This window comes from Sphingomonas sp. PP-CC-1A-547 (assembly GCF_003610375.1).
In the GTDB taxonomy this organism is placed as follows: domain Bacteria; phylum Pseudomonadota; class Alphaproteobacteria; order Sphingomonadales; family Sphingomonadaceae; genus Sphingomonas.
This window is the reverse complement of record NZ_RAPZ01000010.1, coordinates 767,624-793,562: the sequence shown is the minus strand read 5'-3', so window position 1 is coordinate 793,562 and position 25,939 is coordinate 767,624. Positions and strand designations below refer to the sequence as shown.

The window sequence follows — 25,939 nt, the reverse complement described above, 5'->3', positions numbered from 1 at the left end:
ACCAGATCGGATGCGCGGCGTTCGGTCACCGTCTAGAGCGAGGCTTCTTCCATGACCGATACCGCAACCGCCCCCACCAAGGCGGACCCCAAGCTGCACGAGGATGGCTCCCCCGAGCGTCTGGCGATCGATACCATCCGCACGCTGTCGATGGACGCGGTGCAGAAGGCCAATTCGGGCCATCCCGGCACCCCCATGGCGCTCGCGCCGGTCGGCTACACGCTCTGGTCGAAGTTCCTGCGCTATGATCCCAAGCACGCCGACTGGCCCAATCGCGACCGTTTCGTGCTGTCGGTCGGCCATGCGTCGATGCTGCTCTATTCGCTGATTCACCTCGCCAAGATCGAGGAGATCGACGCGGACGGCAACAAGACCGGCAAGGAGGCCGTCAGCCTCGCCGACATCGAGCAGTTCCGCCAACTGTCGTCGAAAACCCCCGGCCACCCCGAATATCGCCACACCACCGGTGTCGAGACCACGACGGGTCCGCTCGGTCAGGGCTGCGGCAATTCGGTCGGCATGGTGATCGCCGAGCGCTGGCTCGCGGCGCGCTACAACAAGGACGGCTTCACGCTGTTCGACCATGACGTCTACACGATCTGTGGCGACGGCGACATGATGGAGGGCGTTTCGGCCGAGGCTGCGAGCCTCGCCGGTCACCTCAAGCTCAGCAACCTGTGCTGGATCTACGACAGCAACCACATTTCGATCGAGGGCGCGACCGATCTCGCGTTCGACGAGGATGTCGGCCTGCGCTTCGACGCCTATGGCTGGAACGTCATCCATATCGACGACGCGAACGACACCGCCGCGCTCAGCCGCGCGATCGAGACGTTCAAGGCGACCAACGACAAGCCGACCTTCATCGTCGTGCATTCGGTGATCGGCTACGGCAGCCCCAAGGCGGGCAGTGAGAAGGCCCACGGCGAGCCGCTCGGCGAAGAGAATATCCGTCTCACCAAGCAGGCGTATGGCTGGCCCGAGGACAAGTCGTTTTACGTGCCCGACGGCGTGATCGAGCATTTCAACGGGGCGATCGCCGAGCGTGGCGCCAAGCTGCGTGACGAGTGGGTCGCGCTGACCGACAAGTATCGAGGCGCCTATCCCGAGCTGTCCGCAGAGCTCGATCTGTTGCTCAAGGACGAGCTGCCCGAGGGCTGGGATGCCGATATCCCGACCTTCGAGGCGGATGCCAAGGGCGTCGCCAGCCGTGACTCCGGTGGCAAGGTGCTCAACGCGATCGCGGCCAAGGTGCCGTGGCTGATCGGTGGTTCGGCCGATCTCGCGCCGTCGACCAAGACCGACATCAAGGGTCAGCCCTCGTTCGAGGCGGAGAATTACGCCGGCCGGAACTTCCATTTCGGCATCCGCGAACACGGCATGGGCGCGATCGTCAACGGCATGGCGCTGTCGCATTTGCGCTCCTACGGCTCCACCTTCCTGGTATTCGCGGATTACATGCGCGCGCCGGTGCGCCTGTCGGCGATCATGCAGGTCGGCGCGATCTGGGTCTTCACGCACGACTCGATCGGTGTCGGCGAGGACGGCCCGACGCACCAGCCGATCGAGCATCTCGCCACGCTGCGCGCGATCCCCGGCCTTGACACGATCCGTCCGAGCGATGCGAACGAAGTCGTCGCCGCATGGAAGGCGGTCCTGAAGGATGCCAGCACGCCCGCCGCGCTGATCATGTCGCGCCAGGCTCTGCCGACGCTCGACCGGACCAAGTACGCAAGCGCCGATGGGCTCGAGAAGGGCGGCTATGTCCTCGCGGATAGCGCCAATGGAGATGGGGGCACGCCCGACGTGATCCTGATCGCGACCGGCAGCGAAGTGTCGCTGGTCGTCGAGGCGCATGAGAAGCTGCTCGCGGACGGCGTCAAGAGCCGGGTCGTGTCGATGCCGAGCTGGTATCGCTACGAACTGCAGGACGCCGCGTACAAGGAAAGCGTGTTGCCGCGCGAAGTGCGGGCGCGCGTGGCGGTCGAGATGGCCGGGTCGATCGGTTGGGACCGCTATGTCGGGCTCGACGGCGCGACCGTGACGATGTCGACCTTCGGGGCTTCGGCACCGCTCGCCAAGCTGCAGGACAAGTTCGGGTTCACCGTCGACAATGTCGTCAAGGTCGCCCGCCAAGTGATGGAGACCAAGTGATGGGTGCGCTCAACGATCTCGAAGGCTTCGGCCAGGCGGTATGGCTCGATTTCGTCGACCGGAAGTTCCTGGAGGCCGGTGGTCTCCAGAAGCTGGTCGACGAGGACGGCCTGACCGGCGTCACGTCGAACCCGTCGATCTTCGAAAAGGCGATGGGTCACGGCGATGCCTATGACTCGACGCTGGCCGAATACGACAAGCAGCATGCCGGCGCGGCGACGATCGATCGCTACGAGCATCTCGCGATCCAGGACATCAAGGCGGCGGCGGAGACGTTGAAGCCCGTCTATGACAAGCTCGACGCGAAGGACGGCTATGTCAGCCTTGAGGTGTCGCCGTATATTTCGGACGATACCGACGCGACGATCGCCGAGGCGAAGAAGCTGTGGGGGATGGTTGACCGGCCGAACCTGATGATCAAGATCCCGGGGACGCTCGCGGGCGGTCCGGCGATCTCGTCGACGATCGCGAGCGGGATCAACGTCAACGTCACGCTGCTGTTCGCGCTCGACGCGTATATCCGCGTTGCGGAGGCGTATGCGGCTGGTCTGGAAGAGCGCGTCAAGCAGGGGCAGCCGATCGACAAGATCGCCAGCGTCGCGAGCTTCTTCGTGAGCCGGATCGATTCGTCGATCGACAAGGAGATCGATGCGCGACTGGAAAAGGGCGATGCCGAGGCCGACGCGCTGAAGGCGGTTCGCGGCAAGGTCGCGATCGCCAACGCGAAGATGGCGTATCAATGGTATCTCGACTTCCTGAAGTCGGATCGCTGGCGGGCGCTGGCCGCCAAGGGCGCGCAGCCGCAGCGTCTGCTGTGGGCATCGACCGGCGTGAAGGACCCGAGCTATCCCGACACGCTCTACATCGACACGCTGATCGGCAAGGATACGGTCAATACCATGCCGCCGAAGACGATGGACGCATTCCGCGACCATGGCACCGCGGCGGAGACGATCACGCAGGACGTCGAGGGCGCGAAGCACACGCTCGCCGAAGCCGAGCGGCTGGGTCTCGACCTCAATGGCGTGACCGGCAAGCTGGTCGAAGAGGGCGTCGCCTCGTTCGTGAAGGCGTTCGACGACCTGCTTGGCGCGATCGCCAAGAAGCAGCCCGCAACGGCGTAGCAAAATGCTCCCTCTCCCCTTCGGGGAGAGGGCTGGGGTGAGGGGCTGCCACATGCGCCCCCGCCTGGAACTGCCCCTCACCCCGACCCTCTCCCCGGAGGGGAGAGGGAGAAGACAAGGATTTTTTACATGAAGATCGGACTGATCGGCCTCGGCCGGATGGGCGGCAATATCGCGCGCCGGTTGATGAAGAACGGCCACGAAGTCGTCGCGTTCGACCGCGATGCCGAAGCCGTGAAGAAGCTCGCCGCCGATGGTGCGATCGGTGCGGACTCGCTCGACGACATGCATGCGAAGCTCGACACGCCGGCGATCTGGTGGGTCATGGTCCCCGCCGGCGAGCCGACCGAGAGCACCGTCCAGGCGATCGCCGCGAAGTCGAATTCGGGCGATATCATCATCGACGGCGGCAACAGCTTCTACAAGGACGACGTCCGCCGCGCGAAGGAACTGGCCGAGAAGGGCATCCACTATGTCGACGTCGGCACGTCGGGCGGCGTGTGGGGTCTCGAGCGCGGCTATTGCATGATGATCGGCGGCGACAAGGAGACGGTCGACCTGCTCGATCCGATCTTCGAGACGCTGGCGCCGGGCATGGGAACGATCGTCCGCACCCCGGGCCGCATCGAGGGCCAGGCCGATCCGCGCGCCGAGAAGGGCTATATCCACGCAGGCCCCTCGGGCGCCGGGCACTTCGTCAAGATGGTCCATAACGGCATCGAATACGGCCTGATGCAGGCCTATGCCGAGGGCTTCGACATCCTCAAGGGGAAGTCGGGCGAGCATGTCGTCGAGGAGGAACGCTTCGACATCAACCTGACCGACGTCGCCGAAGTCTGGCGTCGCGGCAGCGTGATCTCGTCGTGGCTGCTCGACCTGTCGGCGATCGCGCTGGCGAAGGACGGCACGCTCGAAGGCTTCAGCGGCAGCGTCGCGGACTCGGGCGAGGGCCAGTGGACGATCGACGCGGCGATGGAGGAGAAGGTGCCCGCCAACGTGCTGAGCGCGGCGCTGTATGCGCGCTATCGCAGCCGTGTGGACCACACGTTCGGCGACAAGCTGTTGTCGGCGATGCGCTATGGCTTTGGCGGGCATGTCGAGATGCCCCAGTGAGTTCTGGTATCAAACTCCTCGTCTCCGATGTCGACGGCACGCTCGTCGACAAGGAGAAGAAGGTCACGCCCGCGACCATCGACGCGGTCAAGCGGCTGAAGGCGGCCGGCCTCGGCTTCACGATCATCAGCGCACGGCCGCGGTCGGGAATGATGCCGATCGCGGACCTGCTCGGCATCGACGAGCCGATGGGCGCGTTCAATGGCGGCATCGTCTTCAAGCGCGATGGCACCGTGATCGAGCACCACATGATCGACGTCGACGTCGTCCGCGGCGCGATGGAGATCATCGGCGACGCGCCGGTCGACACGTGGTTCTTCGCGGACGATGTCTGGTACGCCAGCACAGACCAGGGCGGGCATGTCGGCAGCGAGAAGAAGGCCTCCGCGCATGACCCGGTGATCGTCTCCGACTTCACCGACCTGCTCGCCAAGGCGGACAAGGTGACCTTCGTCAGCGATGACGAAGACCTGTTGCGCGACCTGCACGCAAAGGTCGCCGCCAAGTTCGATACGCAGGCGACGATCGTCCAGTCGCAGACCTATTACCTCGACATCACGCCCGTCGCCGGCAACAAGGGCAGCGGGATCGAGGAACTGGCGGACGCGTTCGGCATAAGCTTGACGCAGACCGCGGCGATCGGCGATCAGGCCAACGACATCGCGATGCTCAGGCGCGCCAAGCTGGCGATCGCGATGGGCAACGCACCGCAAGCCGTTCGCGACGTCGCGCACGAGATTACCAGCGCGAACGATGCCGATGGCGTCGCTCACGCGATCGACACGTTCATCCTCACCGGAGTGCCCGCATGAAAGACCTCGTTGCCTTCGACCTCGACGGAACCCTGGCCGAAAGCAAGCAGCCCTTGCAGGAGCCGATGGGCGAGGCGCTGGCGAACCTGCTCGACGTCGCGCATGTTGCGGTGATCTCGGGCGGCGACTGGCCGCAGTTCGAAAAGCAGGTCGCGTCGCGCCTGCCCGAGCGCGCCGATCGCACCAAGCTGTGGCTGATGCCGACGACCGGCACCAAGCTGTACCGGTTCGATGGCGAATGGCGCGCGGTGTATGCCGAGCTGTTCGAGGACGACGAGAAGCAGAAGATCCTCAAGGCGTTCGACGAGTCTTTGGAGGCGACCGGTTTCGTGCCCGAAAAGACCTGGGGCGAGCGGATCGAGGATCGTGGTAGCCAGATCACGTTCTCCGCGCTTGGCCAGGAAGCGCCGATCGATGCGAAGCACAGCTGGGATCCGGACTTCGCCAAGCGCAAGGTCATCCAGGCCGATCTGCAGAAGCGCCTGCCGGGGCTGTCGATCAACATGGGCGGCGCGACGTCGATCGACATCACGCGCGAGGGTGTCGACAAGGCGTATGGCCTGAAGAAGCTCAACGAGGCGAGCGGCATTGCGCTCGACAAGATGATGTTCATCGGCGACGCGATCTTCCCGGGCGGGAACGACTATCCGGCGGAGCAGCTTGGGCTCGACGTCGTGAAGGTGAAGAACGTCGATGGCACGCTGGCGGCGATCGCTGGGATCGTCGCGTGCCTGAAGTAAGCGCATGAGCGTCGCCTTCCGTCGCGAGAGTGACGAGGAACATCTCGAGCCGAAGTTCGAACAGCCGATCGCGCCGGGGCCTAATCTGGTCACGGCGCGAGGCCTGCGGTTGCTCGGTGAGCGGGTGACCGAGATCGAGGCCGCGGTCGCGGCGGAGACCGACGAGGAGGCGCGCAAGCTGCTTCTGCGAGACTTGCGCTATTGGCACACGCGGCAGACGACCGCCGAGCTCGCGCCTTCGCCGGAAGAGGATGAGGTTGGGATCGGTTCGCGCGTTCGCGTTCGGATGAACGGGGCGGAGCGGGTTATCGCGATCGTCGGTGGTGACGAGGCAGAGCCCGGCGAGGACCGGCTGGCGTTCTCGGCACCGTTGGCGCGTGCACTGATGGGCGCGGCGGTTGGCGAGACGGTCGCGTTCGCGGATAAGGCGGACGCGATCGAGGTGCTGGCGATCGACAAGGATGACGGCTGATGGCTGAAGCAAAATTCGAACGGCACCGTCAGGCGTGGACGCAGGACGAGATCCAGAAGCTGCACACGCTGGCGAAGAAGGGCATGGCGTTGAAGGCGATCGCCAAGGCACTGACTCGGAGTGAGGAGTCGGTCAAGGTTCGGGCGAAGGAAGACTCGCTGAATATCGCGAAGTTGCGATAGGCTTGTTGCTAGAATCCCTCTCCCCTTCGGGGAGAGGGTTTGGGTGAGGGGCTGTTCCGGGCGATGCGCTGCTTGGCGGCCCCTCACCCCGACCCTCTCCCCGGAGGGGAGAGGGAGCAGAAGGGGCTGGCGCTGACCCTGCTGCACCGACGGATACTATTGCCCTTTCTTATGCATCACCCCGGCGGAGGCCGGGGCCCAATTGGGAAGGTCGGAGTAACGGGGCGCAACTTACATCACTACCGTGCCCCGATTGGGCCCGGCCTTCGCCGGGGTGGTGTCGGTATTGGTGTGATAGAGTGGTCGCCCGATCTGCAGATCACCACCTATGTGGCCACTCCCGAACACGCTACAGCAGCCACCCCTTGTTCTCCCGCGAAGGCGGGAGCCCAGTCTGGGTCCCCGCCTTAGCGGGGAAACATTCTTGACTAGCGGCTCGCCCAACCAAGCCGCACGGAGCGACCCTTGTCCGATTACGACGCCATAATCCTCGGTGCAGGCGCCGCCGGCCTCATGTGCGCCGCGGTCGCCGGCCAGCGCGGGCGGAAGATCCTGCTCGTCGATCACGCCGACCAGGCGGGCAAGAAGATCCTCATCTCCGGCGGCGGGCGGTGCAATTTCACCAACGTCCACACCGCCGCCGACCGCTACATCTCCGCCAACCCGCATTTCGCCAAGTCCGCGCTCGGCCGCTACACCGCGCAGGACTTTATCGCGCTCGTCGAGTCCTACGGCATCGCCTGGCACGAGAAGACGCTCGGCCAACTCTTCTGCGATGGCTCCGCGAAACAGATCGTCGAGATGCTGCTCGACGAATGCGACAAGGGCCGCGTCGATCTGTCGCTCGGCCGCGCGGTCACCGGAGTCGATCACGCGGACGGTCGCTACCGCGTGTCGCTCGATGGCCGCACCGTCATTGCCCCAGCGCTGGTCATTGCCACCGGTGGCCCATCGATCCCGAAGATGGGCGCGACCGGGTTCGCCTATGATCTCGCGCGCCAGTTCGGGTTGAAGGTCGTCGAGCCGCGCCCCGCGCTCGTCCCGCTGACGCTTGGCGGCGACGAGACGCTGTTCCGCGAACTGTCCGGTGTCGCGGCCGAAGTTGTCGCCACCGCCGGCAAGACCGCATTCCGCGAAGCCGCGCTGTTCACGCACCGCGGCCTGTCCGGCCCCGCGATCCTCCAAGTTTCGTCCTATTGGCGCAACGGCCAGCCCGTCGGGGTCGATTTCCTCCCCGATCGCGAGTCCGGCTGGCTCCCCGCGGCCAAGCGTACCACGCCGCGCGCGACTCTCCGAAAACTGCTCGGAAGCACGCTCCCGGACCGACTCGCGGAGACTTTGAGCGAGCGTTTGGGCATGACGAGCGAGATTTCCACGATCACCGACCGCAAGCTCCAGGACGCCGAGCGTGCGCTAAGCCATTGGCAATTCACGCCAAACGGCTCCGAAGGCTATGCCAAGGCCGAGGTCACCGCGGGTGGAATCAGCACTGCGGAACTGTCATCGCAAACAATGCAAGCCAAACGCGTACCAATGCTGTATGCAGTCGGCGAAGCGGTCGATGTCACAGGGTGGCTCGGCGGCTACAACTTCCAATGGGCATGGGCGAGCGGGTGGGCCGCGGGTCAAGTCCTGTAGGGACCACCACGCCAGTGCCTTGCCGTTGCGTAAGCCGGCCACCAATTAGGACGTACATGCCTTTTACAAATATTCCGTCGCTTCTTTCCGAGGCGCTCGAAGCGCGCGGCTATACCGCGCTCACCCCCGTCCAGGCTCATGTGATCGAGGACAATGCGATCGGTCGCGATCTCGTCGTGTCGGCGCAGACCGGCTCGGGCAAGACCGTCGCGTTCGGCCTGGCGATGGCCGGCGAACTGCTTGGTGAAGCCGGCGAGGACGGCGTCCAGCGCCTGCCCGCGCCGCACAAGCCGCTCGTGCTCTGCATCGCGCCGACTCGCGAGTTGGCGCTCCAGGTCAGCCGCGAGCTGATGTGGCTCTATGCCAAGGCCGGTGCGCGGATCTCGACCTGCGTCGGCGGGATGGACGCCTCGAAGGAGCGTCGTTCGCTCGCACACGGCGCGCATATCGTCGTCGGCACGCCGGGCCGTCTGCGCGATCACCTCGAGCGTGGCGCGCTCGATCTGTCGGCCCTCAAGGTCGCCGTGCTCGACGAAGCCGACGAGATGCTCGACATGGGCTTCCGCGAAGACCTCGAGCAGATCCTCGACGCGTCGCCCGAAGCGCGTCGCACGCTGCTGTTCTCGGCGACGATGCCGCGGCCGATCGTCGCGCTCGCCAAGCGCTACCAGAAGGATGCGCTGCGGATTTCGACCGTCGGCGAGGATCGCGGTCATGGCGATATCTCGTACCAGGCCGTCACGGTCTCGCCGTCCGAGATCGAGCATGCGGTGATCAACCTGCTGCGCTTCCACGAGGCGGAGACGGCGATGCTGTTCTGTGCCACGCGTGACAATGTGCGTCACCTGCACGCGAGCCTGGTCGAGCGTGGCTTTGCCGCCGTCGCGCTGTCGGGCGAGCATTCGCAGAACGAGCGTAACGCTGCGCTTCAGGCTTTGCGTGACCGTCGCGCCCGCGTCTGCGTCGCCACGGACGTTGCCGCACGCGGTATCGATCTGCCGACGCTGTCGCTGGTCGTTCATGTCGAGCTGCCACGTGACGCCGAGACACTCCAGCATCGCTCGGGTCGTACCGGTCGTGCGGGCAAGAAGGGCACCGCCGTCCTGATCGTGCCGTTCCCGCGTCGCCGTCGCGTCGAGATGATGCTCCGTGGTGCGAAGATCAACGCGGAGTGGGTCAACGCCCCGACCGCGGAGGACATCCGCAAGAACGATCACGAGCGGCTGATCGGCATGCTGCTGCAGCCGGTCGAGGTCGAGGAGGAGGATCGCGCACTCGCCGTCCGCCTGATGGCCGAGAAGACGCCGGAGGATATCGCCGCGGCGCTGGTGCACATGCACCGTGCGACGATGCCGCAGGCCGAGGACCTGATCGACCAGAGCAAGCAGCCGACGCAGGACGAGCGCTCGCAGGGGCCGCGCGCAGGTTTCGAGGACACCGTTTGGTTCCGCATGGACATCGGTCGTCGCCAGAACGCCGATCCTCGCTGGATCCTGCCGCTGATCTGCCGTCGTGGGCACATCACCAAGTCTGAGATCGGTGCGATCCGGATTGGGCCGAACGAGACGGCGTTCGAGATTCCTCGCGCGGTGGCGTCGCGGTTCTCGGCGGCAATCCAGCGCACGGCACAGGCTGGCGAGGAAGAGAGCGGCGTGGCGATCGAGGCGATGCAGGGTGCGCCGGAGAGCGGTGCACGGCATGACGGTGGCGGCGGTGGTCGCAGCAATGCGAGCGGCCCCCGCTCGACGCTGCACCGTGCGGCCCCGCGTGGCGGTCCGGCTCCCGCGCGGAAGCCTCCGTACCGCGGTAATCGCGAGCGGAGCTGAGGACCTGGCGCGTGCTTCCCACTAGGGGAGAGCGCGTCGCCCTCCAGAACTCCGTCATCCTGACGAAAGTCAGGATCCAGAGTAACGAACGCCGCCCTGCTTGATCCTGGATCCTGACTTTCGTCAGGATGACGGGAGTGAGTGGGGCGGTTTGGGATGTGTACGATGACGAACGTATCTTCCAGCGCGATCCGTATTCTCGTCGACGCCGACGCATGTCCCGTCAAAGACGAGATCTACAAGGTGGCGTGGCGCCACGAAGTCCCCGTGACGATCGTCGCCAACAGCCATTTCCGCATCCCCGTCCACCCGCTGATCTCGCGCGTCGTGGTCAGCGACGGCTTCGACGCCGCCGACGACTGGATCGCCGAACAGGCCGATGCGAAGTCGGTCGTGATCACCGCCGACATCCTGCTCGCCGATCGCTGCGTAAAGGCCGGCGCGACCGTGCTCGCCAACACCGGCAAGCCGTTCACCACCAGCTCGATCGGCGGCGCGATCGCGACGCGCGCGATCATGGCGGACCTGCGCGCGGGCGGCGATATCATCGGCGGCCCCGCACCCTTCTCCAAGACCGACCGCTCGAGCTTCCTCTCCGCGCTCGATGCCGCGCTGGTCCGGCTCAAGCGCCGCTAGCCGGAGCGTAGACAGAGCGGCTGGCCCGTCGCTACACTCCCGGCACCGATCATGCGGCAGGGGGAGAGTGCGATGCAGTGGAAGATGTTGGCGGCGGTGGCGGCGGTTGTGGTTTCGGCCGGGGCGCCTCTACTGGCACAGGTGGCACCCGCCGGGATATCCGACCGGTACACGGCGTGCCAGGCGCGGGCCCGCGGCAACACGGTGCAGGGCGGTATCTGCGCGCAGACCGAAATGGCGTCGCAGGACGCGCGGCTGAACAAGGCCTATCAGCAGGTCATGCGGCAACTCGCGAGCCGACCTGCCCAACGTATCGCGCTGCGCGACGAACAGCGATCCTGGCTCAAGGCGCGCGACTATGAGTGCAAGATCGATGGAGAAACGATCGACACCGCCTGTCTCGTTACGAAAACCGCAACCCGCGCCAACGAACTGGAACGCATGATCCGCTTCTAACGGCATTCCGCGGGGGCAGGACGGGGAGCGGGCGTGGGTGGATCGAGCCCGGTCCGCTATCCTATCAGCCGTCGTTGCCAACAAGCGACTCAACCAAAAACCTGCCCCCCCAAGCGGTAAAATCAGGTCCGAACGAAAATAGTGGCCGGCCACACAAACCTGCGGGCTTCCGACAAACTGGCTAACCGGTCGCGTCAGTAGTGACGACCGGGAAGCTCGTGAGGATGCCCAAATGCAATGAAGGGCAGCGGTAAGCTGAACTGATTGACCCATTTTGGGGCCATTGTAAGATACCGAGTTTGCTAGAAAAAGTTTCGCCGCGTACAAGTGTCATGGAAGCGGGGGAGCAATGACAGCAGCTGGCATGGGGCACATCCCCTTAGACGGCTCGCGCCTTCCTCGCTCAGGCCGGATCGAAACGCTTGATATGCTGCGCGGATTTGCCGCGTTGCTCGTTCTGTTTCAGCACCTTGCCGAGACCATCATAGCGACGCACGCGCTTCCCCTTCCGATCGAACAGGCCGGCGTGCTGCTGTTCGACGGCATCTTCCACTTCGGGCGGTTTGGCGTCGCGCTGTTCTTTCTGATCAGCGGGTTCGTCATCCCGTTCAGTTTTCGCACCGATCGTCCGGTCCGCGGATTCGCGATCAGCCGCGCATTTCGCCTGTATCCCGCCTATTGGCTGTCGCTGGGCGTCGCGCTGCTGGTGCTGCATATGACAGGCGCGCCCGCCCCTGCGCCGGTAACGATCGTGGCCAATGTGGCCATGGTCCAGCATTATGTCGGTCAGCACGATATCGTCGTCGCCTATTGGACGCTCGCAACGGAGCTGGCGTTCTACGTGCTGGCGGCCTGCCTCGTTGCCTGGGGCGTGCTGCGTGCGCCGTTCGTCTTGGCCGGAGGAATCGTAGCGCTCTTCGGTGCAGCGCTGTCGCTCGCACTGGCATCGCATCTGGTCGACAAGCGGCTGCCCGCCGACCTGCCGCTGAATTTGGGGCTGATGTTGCTGGGAACGATGCTGCGACTGGCGATGCTGGAGCGTAATGCGATCGCGGTGCGTCTGGCGGGGATTCTCTGCGGGCTTTTCCTGGCGATCGTGCCGGTCGTCCAGTTCATGACGGTCCCGCCGGTCGGCGCCGCAGGTTTCAACCTGGCACCGACTTTAGGGTATATTGGTGCGCTGCTGCTGTTCGTGGGAGTCGTCGGCGCTGGCTCGGATAGCATCCGCACGATCGACGGCCGTTCGGTTTACCGGCGTGTGGCAAAGTGGTTCGGGACCATCTCGTATTCCGTCTACCTGTTCCACGGACCGGTGATTCTGGCGTGCGGCACGATCCTGATCGCGGGCGATCCGGGTTCGGCATTACGCTACGCCGCGGTCGTGCTGAGCGCCACGATACTCATTGCGGCAGTCGTGTATCATGCCGTCGAAGAGCCGATGGTGCGACTAGGCCACCGCATGATCCGACGACCTGTGCCAGCGCAAGCGCCGGGTCTGGCAGAGCCGATTCCCGCGACCCCCACGGCCGGCCCGATCTTCGTCAAGACGGAGCTCCGCTAGCAGGTCCCGAAAAGCCGCTGCACGACGATCCATAGAAACCCGCTGTTTGAACCGAGCGATCAACGTGTGGACCGCGCATACGACCCAAAGCGAGGTTGCGCGGTACACCGCGCGGCAGTCGACCAGCGCACGCCTGCCGACATCGCAGCGACAGGTCTTTTAGCTAACCTGAATTGAAGTTTGGTGCACCCGACTGGATTCGAACCAGTGGCCTCTGCCTTCGGAGGGCAGCGCTCTATCCAGCTGAGCTACGGGTGCCGGACGGTCCGCCTAGCAAAGCAAACCGGGGTGCGCCAGACGTTTTCGCGATCAGGCCTCGCCGGTTGCCGGATCGATGTCCGGCTCCGGTGACGGACTCGCAAGCGATCTACCCTTCGGCGCCGGGGTCTTGGGTTTGTACGCGCACAGATCGCTGACGATGCAGCGCCAGCATTCGGGCGTCCGCGCCTTGCAGACGTAGCGGCCGTGCAGGATCAGCCAGTGATGCGCGTGCAAGCGAAACGGTTGCGGGGTCGCCTTGTCGAGCTTCAGTTCGACCGCGAGCGGGGTCTTGCCGCGGGCGAGGCCGGTGCGGTTGCCGACGCGGAAGATGTGCGTGTCGACCGCGAACGTCTCCGCACCGAATGCGACGTTGAGGACGACGTTCGCGGTTTTCCGCCCGACGCCGGGCAGGCGCTCGAGTGCGGCGCGGTCGTTGGGCACCTCGCCGCCATAGTCGTCGATCAGCATCTGCGAGAGCGCGATGACGTTCTTCGCCTTGGTGTTGTAGAGCCCGATCGTCTTGATGTGGCGCTTCAGGTCTTCGAGCCCGAGCGCGACCATCTTTTCGGGCGTGTCGACCTCGCGGAACAGCGCACGCGTCGCCTTGTTCACGCCGACGTCGGTCGCCTGCGCCGACAACGCGACCGCGACGACCAGCGTGTAGGGATTGACGAATTCCAGCTCGGTCTCGGGGTGCGGGTCGGCTTCCGCCAGACGCGCGTAGAACTCGATGACGTCAGCCTTCTTCACAGCCCGAGCACGTCGCCCATCCGGTAGCGTCCGGCGGGCTGCCCGGCGAGCCAGATCGCCGCACGCACGGCACCGCGCGCGAAGATCGAGCGATCGTCGCCGCGGTGGTTGAGTTCGATCCGCTCGCCTTCGCCGGCGAAGATCACGCTGTGGTCGCCGATCACCGATCCGCCGCGCAGTGACGCAAAGCCGATCGTGCCCTCGGTGCGCGCGCCGACGAGCCCCGCGCGGCTGTCGACGCGGAGTTCGGCGAGAGTCGTACCGCGGCCCTTCGCAGCCGCATCGCCGAGCAGCAGCGCGGTCCCCGACGGCGCGTCGACCTTGTGCTTGTGATGCATCTCGACGATCTCGACGTCCCAGTCGGACCCGAGGCGCGCGGCAGCCTCGCGGACCAGGATGCCGAGCAGGGTGACGCCGAGCGAGGTGTTGCCGGTCTGCAGGATCGCGATGTCCTTGGCCGCGTCGTCGATCATCGACTGGTGCTGTGGCGACAGGCCGGTCGTGCCGATTACGATAGCGGTACCAGCGGCGCGCGCGGCGGTGAGATGCGCCTCGACTGCGGAGGGCGTCGAGAAATCGACCAGCACGTCGGCGGTCCGGGCGAGCGGGTTCGGGTCTTCGCGCGCATCGACGCCGCCGGCGAGCGATGCGCCGGCCGCTTCGATCGCCTCGACGATCGCGCGGCCCATGCGTCCTGCGCTACCATAGATGCCGATCGCGGTCGTCGTGATGGCGGATGGGGCGGGTTGGGGCGCGAGCGTTTGCATGCGCGGCGCTTTGCACCAACCCGGCCTTTGGGGACAGGGGCGAACGGCAGGCCGAGTTATTTCTTCGCGGAATTGGCGCAGGCGGTTGGCGGCTCAAGCCTTTTCGACGAGCGTCCGGACGAGGTCGAGATCGGCGGGCTTGTCGACGTCGACCGCGGCCAGACCGAACGGGCTAGCGACCGCCGCGGCGTCGAGACCGGCAAGGCGACCGAGATGCGAGATCGCCGCGACCAGCGTCAGGCGACCCGACAGATACCGCAGCAGCGTGCCGATTCCGAGCCGGCGGACGATCCGCCACGGCCGCTTGCGGTCCGCCTCGACCTCCGCCCAGAGATCGAGTGCGGCGACCGAGCGCGGCGTTGCGAAGTAGAACAGGTTGCACCCCGACCACGCTCCGTCGGCAAAGCGCAGATAGGTGCGGCGCGTGCCCGGTGCAGCGGCCTCGATGACGTCCTGGCGTGCTAGGAGCGCGCCGACATCGGCCTGTACGGGGATGTCGGCGAGGAAGCGCGTCACCCATTCGGGCTGCAACAGCGCGTGGTCGGCGGTCGTGACCAGCAGGGGGGCGCCGAGCGCTTCGATTCCGTCGCGGACGCTGCGGCTGGGACCGGATGCCGCGTCGAGCACGATGAGGCCGAGCGCATTTGCCGCGGCACGGACTGCGTCGTCCGACACCGATACGGCGATCGTGAGCGCGCCGGCTTCCCGCAACGCCTGCGCTACACGGGCCAGCAACGTCTCTCCGTTGAGCACGATCAGCGCCTTGTGCGACACGCCCGCATAGGCCGCGACCGGATCGACGCCGCCGCGCGAGCCGGCGAGGATCAGCGCGTTGAAACCGCGAACATCCGCGCTCATACCGTCTTCGGCCCGGTTTGCGCACGCGCCCGCCAGACTCGCCAGAACACGCCGGGCGCGGCGAGGATCGGATGCTTTTCGCGCCACGGGGTCAGCGGCACCGCAACGCCGGTATGCCGCTCGACCTTCCACACCCCGTAGCGCGCGGCACCTTCGAAGGTGAACGCCGCCCGCACCAATCGTGCGACGTTGAGCGGCTTGCCCGCACGACGGCGACGGCCCCACGCGCGCAGCAACGCGTTTCGTCGCGCTGGCGACAGGTCGGGTTTCAACATGCCGGCTTCGTCGCGATAGGCGATCCCGTCGGCGGTCCAGGCGAGCGGCAGGAGTTCGGCGTAGCGACCCGGATCGAAGCCGAGGATCTGGCCCTCGCGGCCCTTGCGCTCGACGCGGAGCTCGGCGGCATAGGTCTGGCGGAACAGCGCCCGCCAATAATCGTCGGCGGTACCGGTCTGGGGGCCGAGCGCCGCGGCAAAGCGTGCGGCGGACTTCGCCGCATCGCCGATCGCCACGGCGACCTTCGTCGCGGTGGCGGGATCGCGCACCCAGACGAGTGCGGAGGGTTGGACGAAACGCGTCCAGATCGTCGTGTCGAGCGTCTGCGCGGCGGCCGCCTTGGCGAACGTCGCCAGCCGCATCGTCGCGATCTTCGCGCGCAACGTCTCGCCGTGCAGGTCGAACTCGCGGTAGCTGACGGTCGGCCACAGGCCGCGCTCGGGCGGGCCGGCGGTCAGCACGTAGAAATCGAGTACGCCCTCGGTCTCGCCGGTGCGCAGGTTCGAACCGTAGAACAGCACCGCCGCGGTCTCGGGCGCATCCCCTGCAAGTATCGCCGCGACGTCACGGACGGGGGCGATGGTCGGGACATGCAACTGGCGGCGGACGACGTCGCCGAGCGTGATCACGGGACGACGAAACGCAGCGCGCGTGCCTCGCGGATGGTCAGGTCGCCGCCCGGATAGACTTCGCCGTCGAGGATGAAGCCCGAGTCCATCGACAGGTCGAAGCTTGGCGAATCGATCCGGTGATATCCTGCACGATCGAGCCACGCGGCCGGCGATCCGGCGACGATCAGCGGCGTCGCGGCGGCGAGCCAGCGCGGCGGCGCATCGACCAGCAAGGTCTTCAGTCCGGCGCGCGGCACGCCGAACGGTCGAATGCCGATCGGCATCCGCTTGAGAGTCGAGGCGAGAAGGATGTAGCGCGCGCGATCGCTGTCCGTATTCCGACCCGCGGCATGAACGCCTTCGTTGCCGCGCGATTCGAACCGGATCCGCATTCGGTTACCGGCGCGCCACGAACTGTTCGCGCCCCCGAACAGCGTCTGGAGGATCGCCCAGCACAGCGCGAGACCGACCGCGACGCCGTTGAAGGCGCCGGCGCGGTGGGTGCGCTGCGCCAGTGCGGTCGCGTCGACGAACGCGCCCGCACCCAGCAGGAAGCCGTGCAGCCGCGCACCGGTATCCTTGCGGACGACCTCGATCGGGCTGCGGATCTTGACGTTGCCCGCGCGCGCTGCGGTCAGCGCCTGGTCGAGCGTCCAGTCGTCGGGGATCCCGAGATCGAGCGCGAGCGCGTTGGTCTTGCCCGAGGGCACGATCGCGACGCGGGGCGCGGCGCCGGTCCACACGCGCGCGGCGGCGGTCATCACGTCGCGGATCGTGCCGTCGCCGCCGTCGATCACCAGCAACTCGATGCCGTGGCGCGCGAAATCGGTCAGCACCTCGGCGAGTTCGGCCTGCGTGCGCGGCGTCACGGCCAGCACGGTCCCCGACAGGAACGGCTTGGTCGCCTCGACGCTGCTGCGGTTGCGGTGACTTTTCGGGTTGCAGATGATGCCGGTACGGATCTTCGCCGCCGCGTCGCGCGGGCTCACGCCGTACCGCTCGGATGCGGACGGATCGAACATGCCTTCGGGCAGCCACGCCGGCGGCGCCGGTGGCGAAAGAGGGTGCCCGCCAAAGGCATGGAAGTTCGAAACAGCATCGGCCACGATATAAGATACCCGTCGCGGTACATAACCGCTACAAATTTGTGTCAGGAAGATTTCCGTTCCGCTTCGACCAGCGGATTTGGGATCACCGGCGATACCGCATTTTCATACGCACGACGGTCCCGGATGGGGCCAAGGCCGTGCGTGCTGCTTCGAAAGACGGCAACCCGATCGAGGTCGGCGCATCGTTGGAAAAGCCGAATCCCTCTTTCGGCGCAAACAGCGTCCGATTGAAATCATGGTCGCTATTCTCGTCGTGATATTGCGCGACCGCATAGTGGCCGGGCTTCAGCCAGAAGCACGCACGCGGGCTGCTTGCCGCCACACGCGCCCGCACCAGCTTGCCGCCCTTCGCCAAAAACCGTTTCTTGTCATCGGGATAGACGGTGAACGCAACCTCGCCGACGGCGTTGTGCATCGCCGTCGCTTCGACGATCAGCTTGGCGTTGCCGCCGCCGGGCGTGCCTTCGCACGCCTCGGCTGCCTGCGCCGAGACGGGCATCAGCAGCGCCGCCGCGCCCAGGCTAAGGGAAACCACAGTCTTCATGGCAGGACTTAAGCGCGGAAAAGATGGCCGGAGCGCGGCGCACAGATGACATTTGCGACGCGAACGGGGCGTTCGTCGTTCGCGCGCTACGCTCCGTCGATCGCCTGCGGCCCGGAGGGTGTACGCGTCATCCGCGCGGCGGCGAATCCGAGCAGGATCGCCACCGCGACCGAACCGACCGCGACCGCGGCTGCGACTCCGGTCGAATCATAGGTCGGCATCAGCGCGAACGCGGTGACGAACAGCAACAGCACCCCGACCGCGCGAATCGCGAACACCGTGCCGGCGCGGTGCAGCGCGGTCATCACCGTGTCGAGGCTGACGGTGGCGAGGTCGAAGCACCCGGCGGCGGCGAGCCACAACAGCACCGGGTACGCGCCGACGAACGACTTGCCGCCGACGACCTTCAGGATCGGCTCGCCGACCAGCGCGACGATGGCGAGGATGACGAGTGCAGCCGCCGTGCTGGCGAGCATCGTCCGGATCAGGATGCGGCGCAGGCGCGACGGCTCGGCAGTGCGCACCGCGCGGACGATCTCGGGGAAGGCGGCGCGCGACAGCATCTGCGACAGTTTCGCGAGCGCCTGCGCAAGTTGCGTGGCTAGCCGGAACGCACCCGCCGCCGCCGGGCCGATCGACGCACCGACCAGCAGCAGCGGGATCTGCTTGCTCGACAGGCCCAGGGTCGCGCTGGCGTTGGTGCTCAGCGAGAAGCGGACGATGCCCGGATTTTCGTCGCGCACCTGCTGCCAGCTGCCCCGGCCGCTCGCGAGCAGGCGCAGGTCACCGCTTTTCGCAACCATGATCCAGTAGGTCGCGGCGGTGACGATCTCGGCGACCGCCCAGGCGAGCATGAAGCCACGGATCGTCGGTTCGAAGATCATCGCCGCGCCCGCGCCGACGAAGCGCATGATCGGCGTCATGCTGTCCGCCACCGCCGACAACGAGAATTTGTCGCGGAGCCGCAGGATGCCGAGCGGGGTCGAGCGGATCGTGATCAGCTGCACCACCGCGAACATCAGCGTGTCGCGCATCAGGTCGGGCGGGATGCCGAACCCGTCGCTCCACGCGAACAGGATCGCCACGGTCAGCGCGGCACCGACCAGCGCGCTGCACATGTCGAGGATCGCCGACAACCGGAGCAGCCGCGCGAGCCTGGGCGTGTCGCCGTGCTGGATCGGCTCGACGCCGTACTGGACGATGATCTGCCAGGTCTGGAAGCCGACGAAGGTCGCCAGCGCCTGCGCTGCGCCCGAGATCAGCGCGAACCGGCCGAAATCGACCACCCCCAGCGTGCGCGTCGCAAAGCCGAGATAGAACAGCGACAGGATCGCCAGCACGCTGCGACTGGCGAGCAGCCAGCCGAGGTTGCGCGCCGCCGCCCGGAAAATCCCGGTCGAGCCGGTGGTAACCGGAATGGGCGCGGGGTCCTGAACCATCTGCGACCGGCCCCTAGAGCGCGATGGCGAGGGCGGCAAGATGCCCGGCGGTACTAGGGTGGCCCGGAGGTGACAAAGCGGCGGTCGGCTCCTAGACCGCGCGATCGGGCGGCGGTGCTGCCGTCATGCGAGGGATCGTTCGTCATCTGCGGAATTGCCGGCCTTTACGCACGAGGTGGCGGTGTCGTCTCGCCCCGCCTCGTCACGGCGCAGTGCGACACGATCCTGCACCGCGGACCCGACGACCAGGGTGTGATGACCGATGGCGATTTCGGCTTCGGCATGCGCCGGCTGAGCATCATCGACATCGAGGGTGGGCACCAACCGTTCCATTCGCCCGACCACCGCTATGCGCTCGTCTTCAACGGCGAGATCTACAATTTCCGCGAATTGCGCCGCGAGTTGCAGGCGCTCGGCCGCGTGTTCGAGAGCGCGGGCGATACCGAGGTCATCCTCGCCGGCTACGAACGCTGGGGCGACGACGTCTGGGCAAGGCTCGACGGCATGTTCGCGGTCGCGGTGTGGGATACGCACGCCCGCCGCCTGACGCTCGCGCGCGACCCGATCGGGATCAAGCCGCTTTACTACACCGACCAGGCCGCCGGGTTCGCGTTCGGCTCCGAGCTGAAGACGCTGACGTTGCTGCCGGGGATGGCGTTCGACGTCGATCGCCGCGCACTCCACGATTATTTCAGCTTCGGCCATGTCCGCACCCCGCGCTCGATCTACGCGCAGGTCCGCACGCTGCCGCCGGGCCATGTGATGACGATCGAGGCGAGCGGACCGCCGACGATGCGCGCGTATTGGACGCCCGCTTATCATCCCTCTGAACCCCGGTCCGAGGCGGAGTGGATCCAACGTTTCCGCGACGAATGGCTCGACACGATCGGCAAGCAGATGGTCGCGGATGTCGATGTCGGCGCATTTCTGTCCGGCGGCGTAGACTCCTCCGCGGTAGTCGCGGCGATGGCGCAGGTCTCGGATCGGCCGGTGCGCACCTTCACGATCGGCTTCCCCGACCCGCGCTTCGACGAATCGCCGCATGCCGAGGCGATCGCGCGGCATCTCGGCTGCCACCACGTCACGCGCACGCTGGAGTTGGCGGATGCGCAGGCGATGCTCCCCGAGGTCCAGCATTGCTATGACGAGCCGTTCGCCGATCCCTCCGCGGTGCCGACCTGGTACGTCAGCCAGATCGCCGCGCAGGAGGTGAAGGTCGCGCTGTCGGGCGATGGCGGCGACGAGCTGTTCTTCGGCTACAAGCGCCACGCGACCGAGCGGCGGATCGGGGCGCTGCCGGCGCCGCTGCGCAGGCTCGCGCGCGCGCTGGATGCGGTGCCGACGTTGCCGTCGCGCCATGCGAACGCGGTATTGCAACGCTGGCGGAAAACCACCGGCAGCGCCGCGCTCCCGAACGGCATCGCGCGGTTCTTCGCCAAGACGCAGATCACCAACGAAGCCTTCCGCCGCGAAATCTTCTCGGCGGAGTTCATCGCCGAGGAGGAAGGCGGGATCGCCGCGCTGGTCGCGGAATATTTCCCCGATCCCGCGGCGATCTCGACCGACACGCTCGAACAGTTCGGCCTCGCCGACCTCGCGCTCAACCTCCCCGGCGCGATGCTCACCAAGGTCGACCGCGCGAGCATGGCGCATTCATTGGAGGTGCGCGTACCGATGCTGGGGCAGGGCATGGTCGACCTCGCGCTGTCGATGCCCGCCGACATGAAGCTGCACGGCAAGGTCGGCAAATACGTCATCCGCCAGGCCATCGCGCCGTGGTTGCCGGAAGGGATTCTAGACCGCCGCAAACAAGGCTTCCAGATGCCGCTCGCCGCGTGGTTCGCCGGCGATTTCGGTGCGTATGCGGAGCAACTCTGGCGCGACAGCGGCGTCCGCGAGCAAGGCATCTGGCGCGCCGGCGCGGTCGACCAGGTGTTCGCCGATCACCGTGCGGGCAAGCGCGATCACAGCCGCTTTTTGTACGCGCTGGCGATCTACTGCCTCTGGTGGATCGGGCGGCCCACCCCTCTTTCCGTTCGTGCTGAGTAGCGACCGAGTAGCTTCGCAGAAGCGTATCGAGGGCGCGTATCGAAGCATGGGTTCCGAGCGCCAACCTGTCCTTCGATACGCCCTCTCCATACGCTGCAAGAGCAGCTACTCGATGGCTACTCAGGACGAACGGAGGGGAGGGAAGTCGGCGTTAACGGGTATGCGACCCCGCGAAGCGCTCAAGCCAGCCAACTCGTCAGCACCTCACCCCTGGCCTTGCGCACCATCGCCTGAACCAGCCGCACCAGATGCACCACCAACGAGATCGCGGTCCACGCGGCGACTCCGATGATCCCCCAGTCCGGCCGCATCACCAGCAATCCCGCAAACAAAATCACCATGTTCGGATTGCGCCGCGCGGTGATCAGACGGAACCAGCTGTCGAACCGCTCCCACACATGGATGTGCATCCCGAACCGAACGATGAACGCCCCCTCGATCAGCCGCTGCGCGACATAGCCGAACAACATCGTCCCGATCACCGCCCAGAACACGCCGTCCTCGAGCGGCCGCCCGTACGGCGCGCACCCCGCCGCCCAGGCCCACCACCAGAACGGCGGGTGCACCAGGTCGACCCCGTGATCCCACGCATTCCCCAGCTTCGACGAGGTGATCGTGCAACGCGCCAGCTTCCCGTCGACGGTATCGAGCACCATGAACACGAGCCCGGTCGCGAGGCCCGTCCAGAACCAGCCATACCAGAACGCCACGGTCGCGACGATGCACAGCACCGAACCGAGCGCGGTCACCTGGTTCGGCGTGATCCCGGCGCGCGCGCAAACCCGCGTGATCGCCAGCGCCCATTCCGGCCACAGATACTTGGTCAGTAGGTCGGTGACGCCCTTGTACGCGCCGACATAGCTCGCACGCTCGATGGCAGACACGGCGGCGGGGGTCAGCAATTCCGCGAACGGGCGTTCGCGCTTGCGCAACGCCTCGTTGAAGATGCCTTCCTCGGCTTCGGCGGCGATCACCGTCAGCCCGGTCACCAGCGGCGCCTCGCCGAGCATCGCCGCGGTCATCCGCGCACGCTCGTCGGCACCCCGGACATGCGCGAGCACGGGCACGCCGGTGCGAGTCACGACGGTGCCCGGCCGCGTCTTCAGATACGCGATCCACATCGGATCGAACGCATAGGCGAGGTTGGCGAGGATCACCGGGCCGGTGTCGCCGTCGCCATCGGTGGCCAGACCCTGCGCGACGCCGATCCGCCGGATCCGCTCGGCATTGGTCATGCCCCAGAGCAGCGTGTCGTTCGCCCGGACGGTCCGGAGCGCTGGCGTAGGGGCTGTCGAATCTACCATGCCGCACCCGTTACCCGATCTGGTCGTGAAAGCGAGAGGGGTGGGGTAAGTGAAGGACACTGCCCCAGGGCCACCACCCCGGCGGAGGCCGGGGCCCAATTGGAATGACCGGCGTAACCTCGCGCAGTCCTTCGTTGGCAACGTCCCCCAATTGGGCCCCGGCCTTCGCCGGGGTGGTGGAGGTTTAGCGGGCGGGCGTGGCCTCCAGCAATCGAACGATTTCCCCCGCCGCTCTCACCGCGCCACCCTCGACCGCCCCGAGCGACCGCCCGGCAAACTCAGCCTGAACCGCCACAAACCCCGCATGCCGCAACGCCGACCGATCCAACGCCACGACAACATCCGCAACGTCGCCAACAACCTCCCCACAAGCCCACATCGCGTAATTCGGATCGCCCGCCCAAGCAGCTCCCCCCGCATTCAGGAACACGCAAGGCCGCGGCCGCATGAGAAACTCGATCACCTGGCTCGACGTATCGCCCAGATACACGTCCGCCACGCCGGTATAGCTCCCGTCGACCATCGCGAACCCGTCGATGTCGCAGTGAACATGCGGCAAGTCGCCTATCTCGCGCATCAGATCCGCCACCTCGGGCGCGCGCTCGACCAGTCGCTGGTGCGGCGCGAAGATCAGATTGTAGCGCCCGTCCGCAACGATGCGCCGCACCACCTCCGCCCCCCAGCGCCACCACGACGAGCGATGCTGCTGCCAGTGCGGCGTATACAGGACGACCGGCCGCGTATCCGCGAACGGCGGCGCGGCATGCGTCCGGTGCGTGAAGTCGGCCTTCACATACCCCGTCGCGACGAACCGATCGGCCGCGAACCCGCGGTCGAGATAGGTCCGCCGCTCCAGTTCGCTCGGCACCAAGGTCAGCGCCGCCGCCCGCCGCCTTGGATCGTCGCGCGCGCTCATCGAACCGACTCCGTGCGACGTCTTCACGAACTTCGCGCGCATCGGAAACAGCCGCGGCAGCCACAGGCTCGTCTGCTCGGCACACACGACGACCGCCGCGCTGCGCAGATACGGCAGCAGCCGCAGCAGCATCGGCATCTTCGCCGGCAGCACCGGATTGCGCCCACTGCCGTCGTCCGCAACCGCGCGAAAACCCGGTGCCCGCCGGATTCGAACGGTAGGGAAGGGCGCCGTCCACCGCGTCAGCAGCGTCTCGTGCACCGACGTGCTCACCCAAAGCTCGATCGGCACGTCCGACTTCGCGCCGAGCGCCTCGACGATCGGATACAGATGCGGAATCAGCAGCGTCTCGCCGAGAAACAGGAACGCGACCTTCCGCGTCATGACCCCGAAGCGCCGCCCACAGGCGCGTCATGATCGTGCTGCCACAGCGCGATGTCTTCCGGCCGGTCGATCTCCTGCCAGCGGACATTCCCTGCGATCCGCACCGCGCGGACGCCGACGGTCTCCGCGACGCGGCGGACGATGGCATGATGATAGGCGTGGATGCCGTCCTCCTCGCCGATCACCGCGCGCAACGCCTCGGCATAGGCGGCGCCGCCGGTCGACACGATCAGCCCGAGCGATCGATCGGTCGCCTGGTGCCCGACCAGATGCTTGCCGACCGCGATGACAGCCTCGCCGTCCGCCTCGACCAGCATGTCGTCGAGCCCCGGCGTAACCAGCGGCTCGATGACCAGCTTCACGCCGAATGCCTCATCGGCAAGCGCCGCGCGCAAAATCGCGGCATCGAACAGCGTGTCGCCGTTCATCAATGCAAACGGCTCTTCGAGAAATCCGCGCGATGCCCACACGCTACCGATGCTGTTGGCGATCGCCCAGAACGGGTTGAACACGAGTTCGGTGGGTACGCCGCCTTCGCGCGCCGCCAGATGCGCCGCGACCTGCTCGATCCGGTAGCCGCCGACGATCACCGCCCCCTCGAACCCGGCGTCCGCCACCGCGTCGAGCTGATGATCGAGAATTGCGCGGCCACCGACCTGCACGAGGCATTTCGGCGTCGTCAGCGTCAACGGCAGCAGTCGCGATCCGTGACCGGCAGCAAGGATGATGGCCTTCATGGCCGCGGACTTACGCACGAAGTGTGGCAGGAAAAAAGCTGCCATGTATCGCGCGATTATGCTGCACTGCAGCGGAACTCTCATGCCCACCCGGCCGTTGCGCCAAGATGCGCATGTTCAGATCGCTCCACATACCCCCCGAATGGGTCTGGCTGGAGAGCGTCGCCGTCGTCTCCGCAGCCGTCCTCGTCGCGTTGGTCGCGCATTGGCTGACGATGCGGATCGGCGGCCACGCTCAGCGTCGCTCGACCGCCAAGACCGACGGCCTCGTCCTCGCTCGCGTCCGCCGCCCGTTGCGCGCGGTGTTCGTCTCGGTCGCGGTCGCCTTCGTCTCGCGGATCCTGCCGATGGACAACGACATCGAGGATCTGTGGAAGCAGTTGCTCGGCTTTCTGGTCCCTGGGTTGCTAGGCTGGCTCGCGGTCGCGGCGCTCCGCGCATTCCAGGACGTCATCGAGATCCGCGCGGACATCTCGGTCGAGGACAATCTCCGCGCCCGCCGCAAACGCACGCGCGCGGCGATCCTCGGGCGGATAGGCACGTTCTTCATCATCTTCGTCAGCGTGTGCCTGATGCTGCTGAGCGTCCCCGGCATTCGCTCGATCGGCGTCACGCTGATGGCGTCGGCGGGTATCGCCGGCCTCGTCGTTGGTGCGGCCGCACAGCCGGCGTTGAAGAACCTGATCGCGGGCGTGCAGATGGCGTTCACCGAGCCGATCCGGATCGACGACGTGCTGATCGTCGACGGCGAATGGGGGCGCGTGGAGCAGATCAACCTGACGTTCGTGGTCATCAAGATCTGGGACGAACGCCGCCTCGTCGTGCCGGTGTCGAAGTTCCTCGAACAAAGCTTCCAGAACTGGACGCGCGAGACGAGCCAGCTGATGGGGTCGGTGTTCTGGTATCTTGATCCGTCCGCCGATGTGCCGCGGCTGCGCGAGAAACTGGGTGAGATCGTCACGTCGAATCCGCGTTGGGACAAGAGGTTCTACAATCTCCAGGTGACCGACGTGAAGACCGACTGCATCGAACTGCGCGGGCTGATGACGGCGAAGGATGCGGCGATCGCGTTCGACCTGCGGTGTGATGTGCGGGAAGCGTTGTTGAAGTACATCCGCGATGAAATGCCCGAGGCGATCCCGCGCAACCGCCTGTTGATGGCGCCGGATCCGATGAGCCGCCCCTGACTTCCCCCCTCCCTGGAAGGGAGGGGCCGGGGG

The 25,939-nt window shown here is 66.4% G+C and carries 24 protein-coding genes and 1 tRNA gene; 14 read left to right on the top strand and 11 right to left on the bottom strand.

Features of this window, described 5'->3' with window-relative positions; all coding sequences use genetic code 11:
* The first annotated feature begins 51 nt into the window (after positions 1–51).
* From tkt to C8J39_RS04420, 12 genes are all read left to right on the top strand, one after another.
* Complete coding sequence (tkt, locus tag C8J39_RS04480; RefSeq protein WP_120299402.1) at positions 52–2,154, top strand: transketolase; 2,103 nt, start codon at positions 52–54, stop codon at positions 2,152–2,154.
* Positions 2,154–3,278, top strand: a complete 1,125-nt coding sequence (gene tal / locus C8J39_RS04475) for a transaldolase (protein ID WP_120299401.1) — start codon at positions 2,154–2,156, stop codon at positions 3,276–3,278. Before tkt ends, tal begins: the two co-directional genes overlap by 1 nt.
* Positions 3,279–3,398: 120 nt before the next feature.
* Positions 3,399–4,391: a phosphogluconate dehydrogenase (NAD(+)-dependent, decarboxylating) gene (gene gnd, locus C8J39_RS04470; RefSeq protein WP_259457508.1), complete on the top strand. Its 993-nt coding sequence runs from the start codon at positions 3,399–3,401 to the stop codon at positions 4,389–4,391.
* Complete coding sequence (locus tag C8J39_RS04465) at positions 4,388–5,203, top strand: Cof-type HAD-IIB family hydrolase (RefSeq protein ID WP_120299400.1); 816 nt, start codon at positions 4,388–4,390, stop codon at positions 5,201–5,203. Before gnd ends, C8J39_RS04465 begins: the two co-directional genes overlap by 4 nt.
* Positions 5,200–5,943 (top strand): HAD-IIB family hydrolase, encoded by a 744-nt coding sequence (locus C8J39_RS04460; RefSeq protein ID WP_056055166.1) that lies wholly within the window; start codon positions 5,200–5,202, stop codon positions 5,941–5,943. The genes C8J39_RS04465 and C8J39_RS04460 overlap by 4 nt, the downstream gene beginning before the upstream one ends.
* 4 nt (positions 5,944–5,947) lie before the next feature.
* Positions 5,948–6,415, top strand: a complete 468-nt coding sequence (locus C8J39_RS04455; RefSeq protein WP_120299399.1) for a GreA/GreB family elongation factor — start codon at positions 5,948–5,950, stop codon at positions 6,413–6,415.
* Positions 6,415–6,597, top strand: coding sequence for a hypothetical protein (locus C8J39_RS04450; RefSeq protein WP_055881387.1), 183 nt, complete (start codon positions 6,415–6,417; stop codon positions 6,595–6,597). The genes C8J39_RS04455 and C8J39_RS04450 overlap by 1 nt, the downstream gene beginning before the upstream one ends.
* 465 nt (positions 6,598–7,062) lie before the next feature.
* The gene (locus C8J39_RS04440) at positions 7,063–8,235 is read left to right on the top strand and encodes an NAD(P)/FAD-dependent oxidoreductase (RefSeq protein WP_259457493.1); all 1,173 of its coding nucleotides are present in this window, start codon (positions 7,063–7,065) and stop codon (positions 8,233–8,235) included.
* A 56-nt stretch (positions 8,236–8,291) separates the two neighbouring features.
* Entirely contained in the window at positions 8,292–10,061 is a 1,770-nt protein-coding gene (locus C8J39_RS04435) for a DEAD/DEAH box helicase (RefSeq protein WP_056055171.1), read from the top strand.
* Between the two features lie 165 nt (positions 10,062–10,226).
* Positions 10,227–10,697 carry a YaiI/YqxD family protein gene (locus tag C8J39_RS04430; protein ID WP_120299723.1) on the top strand — a complete coding sequence of 157 codons (471 nt, stop codon included), beginning with the start codon at positions 10,227–10,229 and terminating at the stop codon, positions 10,695–10,697.
* Positions 10,698–10,769: 72 nt separating this feature from the next.
* A complete protein-coding gene (locus C8J39_RS04425) occupies positions 10,770–11,153 on the top strand; it encodes a lysozyme inhibitor LprI family protein (RefSeq protein WP_165895120.1) in 384 nt (127 codons plus the stop codon).
* A 427-nt stretch (positions 11,154–11,580) separates the two neighbouring features.
* A complete protein-coding gene (locus C8J39_RS04420; protein WP_165895119.1) occupies positions 11,581–12,714 on the top strand; it encodes an acyltransferase in 1,134 nt (377 codons plus the stop codon).
* A 181-nt stretch (positions 12,715–12,895) separates the two neighbouring features.
* Here C8J39_RS04420 and C8J39_RS04415 read toward each other — a convergent pair.
* From C8J39_RS04415 to C8J39_RS04380, 8 genes are all read right to left on the bottom strand, one after another.
* Positions 12,896–12,972, bottom strand: a tRNA-Arg gene (locus tag C8J39_RS04415).
* Between the two features lie 51 nt (positions 12,973–13,023).
* Entirely contained in the window at positions 13,024–13,725 is a 702-nt protein-coding gene (gene nth / locus C8J39_RS04410; RefSeq protein WP_120299395.1) for an endonuclease III, read from the bottom strand.
* The gene (gene dapB / locus C8J39_RS04405; protein ID WP_120299394.1) at positions 13,722–14,492 is read right to left on the bottom strand and encodes a 4-hydroxy-tetrahydrodipicolinate reductase; all 771 of its coding nucleotides are present in this window, start codon (positions 14,490–14,492) and stop codon (positions 13,722–13,724) included. The genes nth and dapB overlap by 4 nt, the downstream gene beginning before the upstream one ends.
* Positions 14,493–14,585: 93 nt before the next feature.
* The gene (locus tag C8J39_RS04400; protein ID WP_120299393.1) at positions 14,586–15,350 is read right to left on the bottom strand and encodes a nucleotidyltransferase family protein; all 765 of its coding nucleotides are present in this window, start codon (positions 15,348–15,350) and stop codon (positions 14,586–14,588) included.
* Positions 15,347–16,255, bottom strand: a complete 909-nt coding sequence (locus C8J39_RS04395) for a hypothetical protein (RefSeq protein ID WP_120299392.1) — start codon at positions 16,253–16,255, stop codon at positions 15,347–15,349. The genes C8J39_RS04400 and C8J39_RS04395 overlap by 4 nt, the downstream gene beginning before the upstream one ends.
* On the bottom strand, positions 16,252–17,343 hold the full coding sequence (locus tag C8J39_RS04390; protein WP_132833310.1) for a diacylglycerol kinase family protein: 1,092 nt from the start codon (positions 17,341–17,343) through the stop codon (positions 16,252–16,254). Before C8J39_RS04390 ends, C8J39_RS04395 begins: the two co-directional genes overlap by 4 nt.
* 85 nt (positions 17,344–17,428) lie before the next feature.
* Positions 17,429–17,890: a DUF2141 domain-containing protein gene (locus C8J39_RS04385; protein ID WP_120299390.1), complete on the bottom strand. Its 462-nt coding sequence runs from the start codon at positions 17,888–17,890 to the stop codon at positions 17,429–17,431.
* Between the two features lie 86 nt (positions 17,891–17,976).
* Complete coding sequence (locus C8J39_RS04380) at positions 17,977–19,329, bottom strand: lipopolysaccharide biosynthesis protein (protein WP_120299389.1); 1,353 nt, start codon at positions 19,327–19,329, stop codon at positions 17,977–17,979.
* A gap of 114 nt (positions 19,330–19,443) precedes the next feature.
* Here C8J39_RS04380 and asnB point away from each other — a divergent pair, with 114 nt between their 5' ends.
* Positions 19,444–21,378, top strand: coding sequence for an asparagine synthase (glutamine-hydrolyzing) (gene asnB / locus C8J39_RS04375; protein WP_243649719.1), 1,935 nt, complete (start codon positions 19,444–19,446; stop codon positions 21,376–21,378).
* A gap of 179 nt (positions 21,379–21,557) precedes the next feature.
* Here the strand turns inward: asnB and C8J39_RS04370 are convergent, their stop codons facing one another.
* The 3 genes from C8J39_RS04370 to C8J39_RS04360 form a co-directional block, all read right to left on the bottom strand.
* Positions 21,558–22,682, bottom strand: coding sequence for a CDP-alcohol phosphatidyltransferase family protein (locus tag C8J39_RS04370; protein WP_120299388.1), 1,125 nt, complete (start codon positions 22,680–22,682; stop codon positions 21,558–21,560).
* Positions 22,683–22,866: 184 nt separating this feature from the next.
* Positions 22,867–23,982, bottom strand: a complete 1,116-nt coding sequence (locus C8J39_RS04365; RefSeq protein ID WP_120299387.1) for a hypothetical protein — start codon at positions 23,980–23,982, stop codon at positions 22,867–22,869.
* The gene (locus C8J39_RS04360; protein ID WP_120299386.1) at positions 23,979–24,719 is read right to left on the bottom strand and encodes a sugar phosphate nucleotidyltransferase; all 741 of its coding nucleotides are present in this window, start codon (positions 24,717–24,719) and stop codon (positions 23,979–23,981) included. The genes C8J39_RS04365 and C8J39_RS04360 overlap by 4 nt, the downstream gene beginning before the upstream one ends.
* 113 nt (positions 24,720–24,832) lie before the next feature.
* On the opposite strand from C8J39_RS04360, the gene C8J39_RS04355 reads away from it, so the two are divergent.
* The gene (locus tag C8J39_RS04355; protein WP_165895118.1) at positions 24,833–25,906 is read left to right on the top strand and encodes a mechanosensitive ion channel family protein; all 1,074 of its coding nucleotides are present in this window, start codon (positions 24,833–24,835) and stop codon (positions 25,904–25,906) included.
* Positions 25,907–25,939 lie beyond the last annotated feature (33 nt).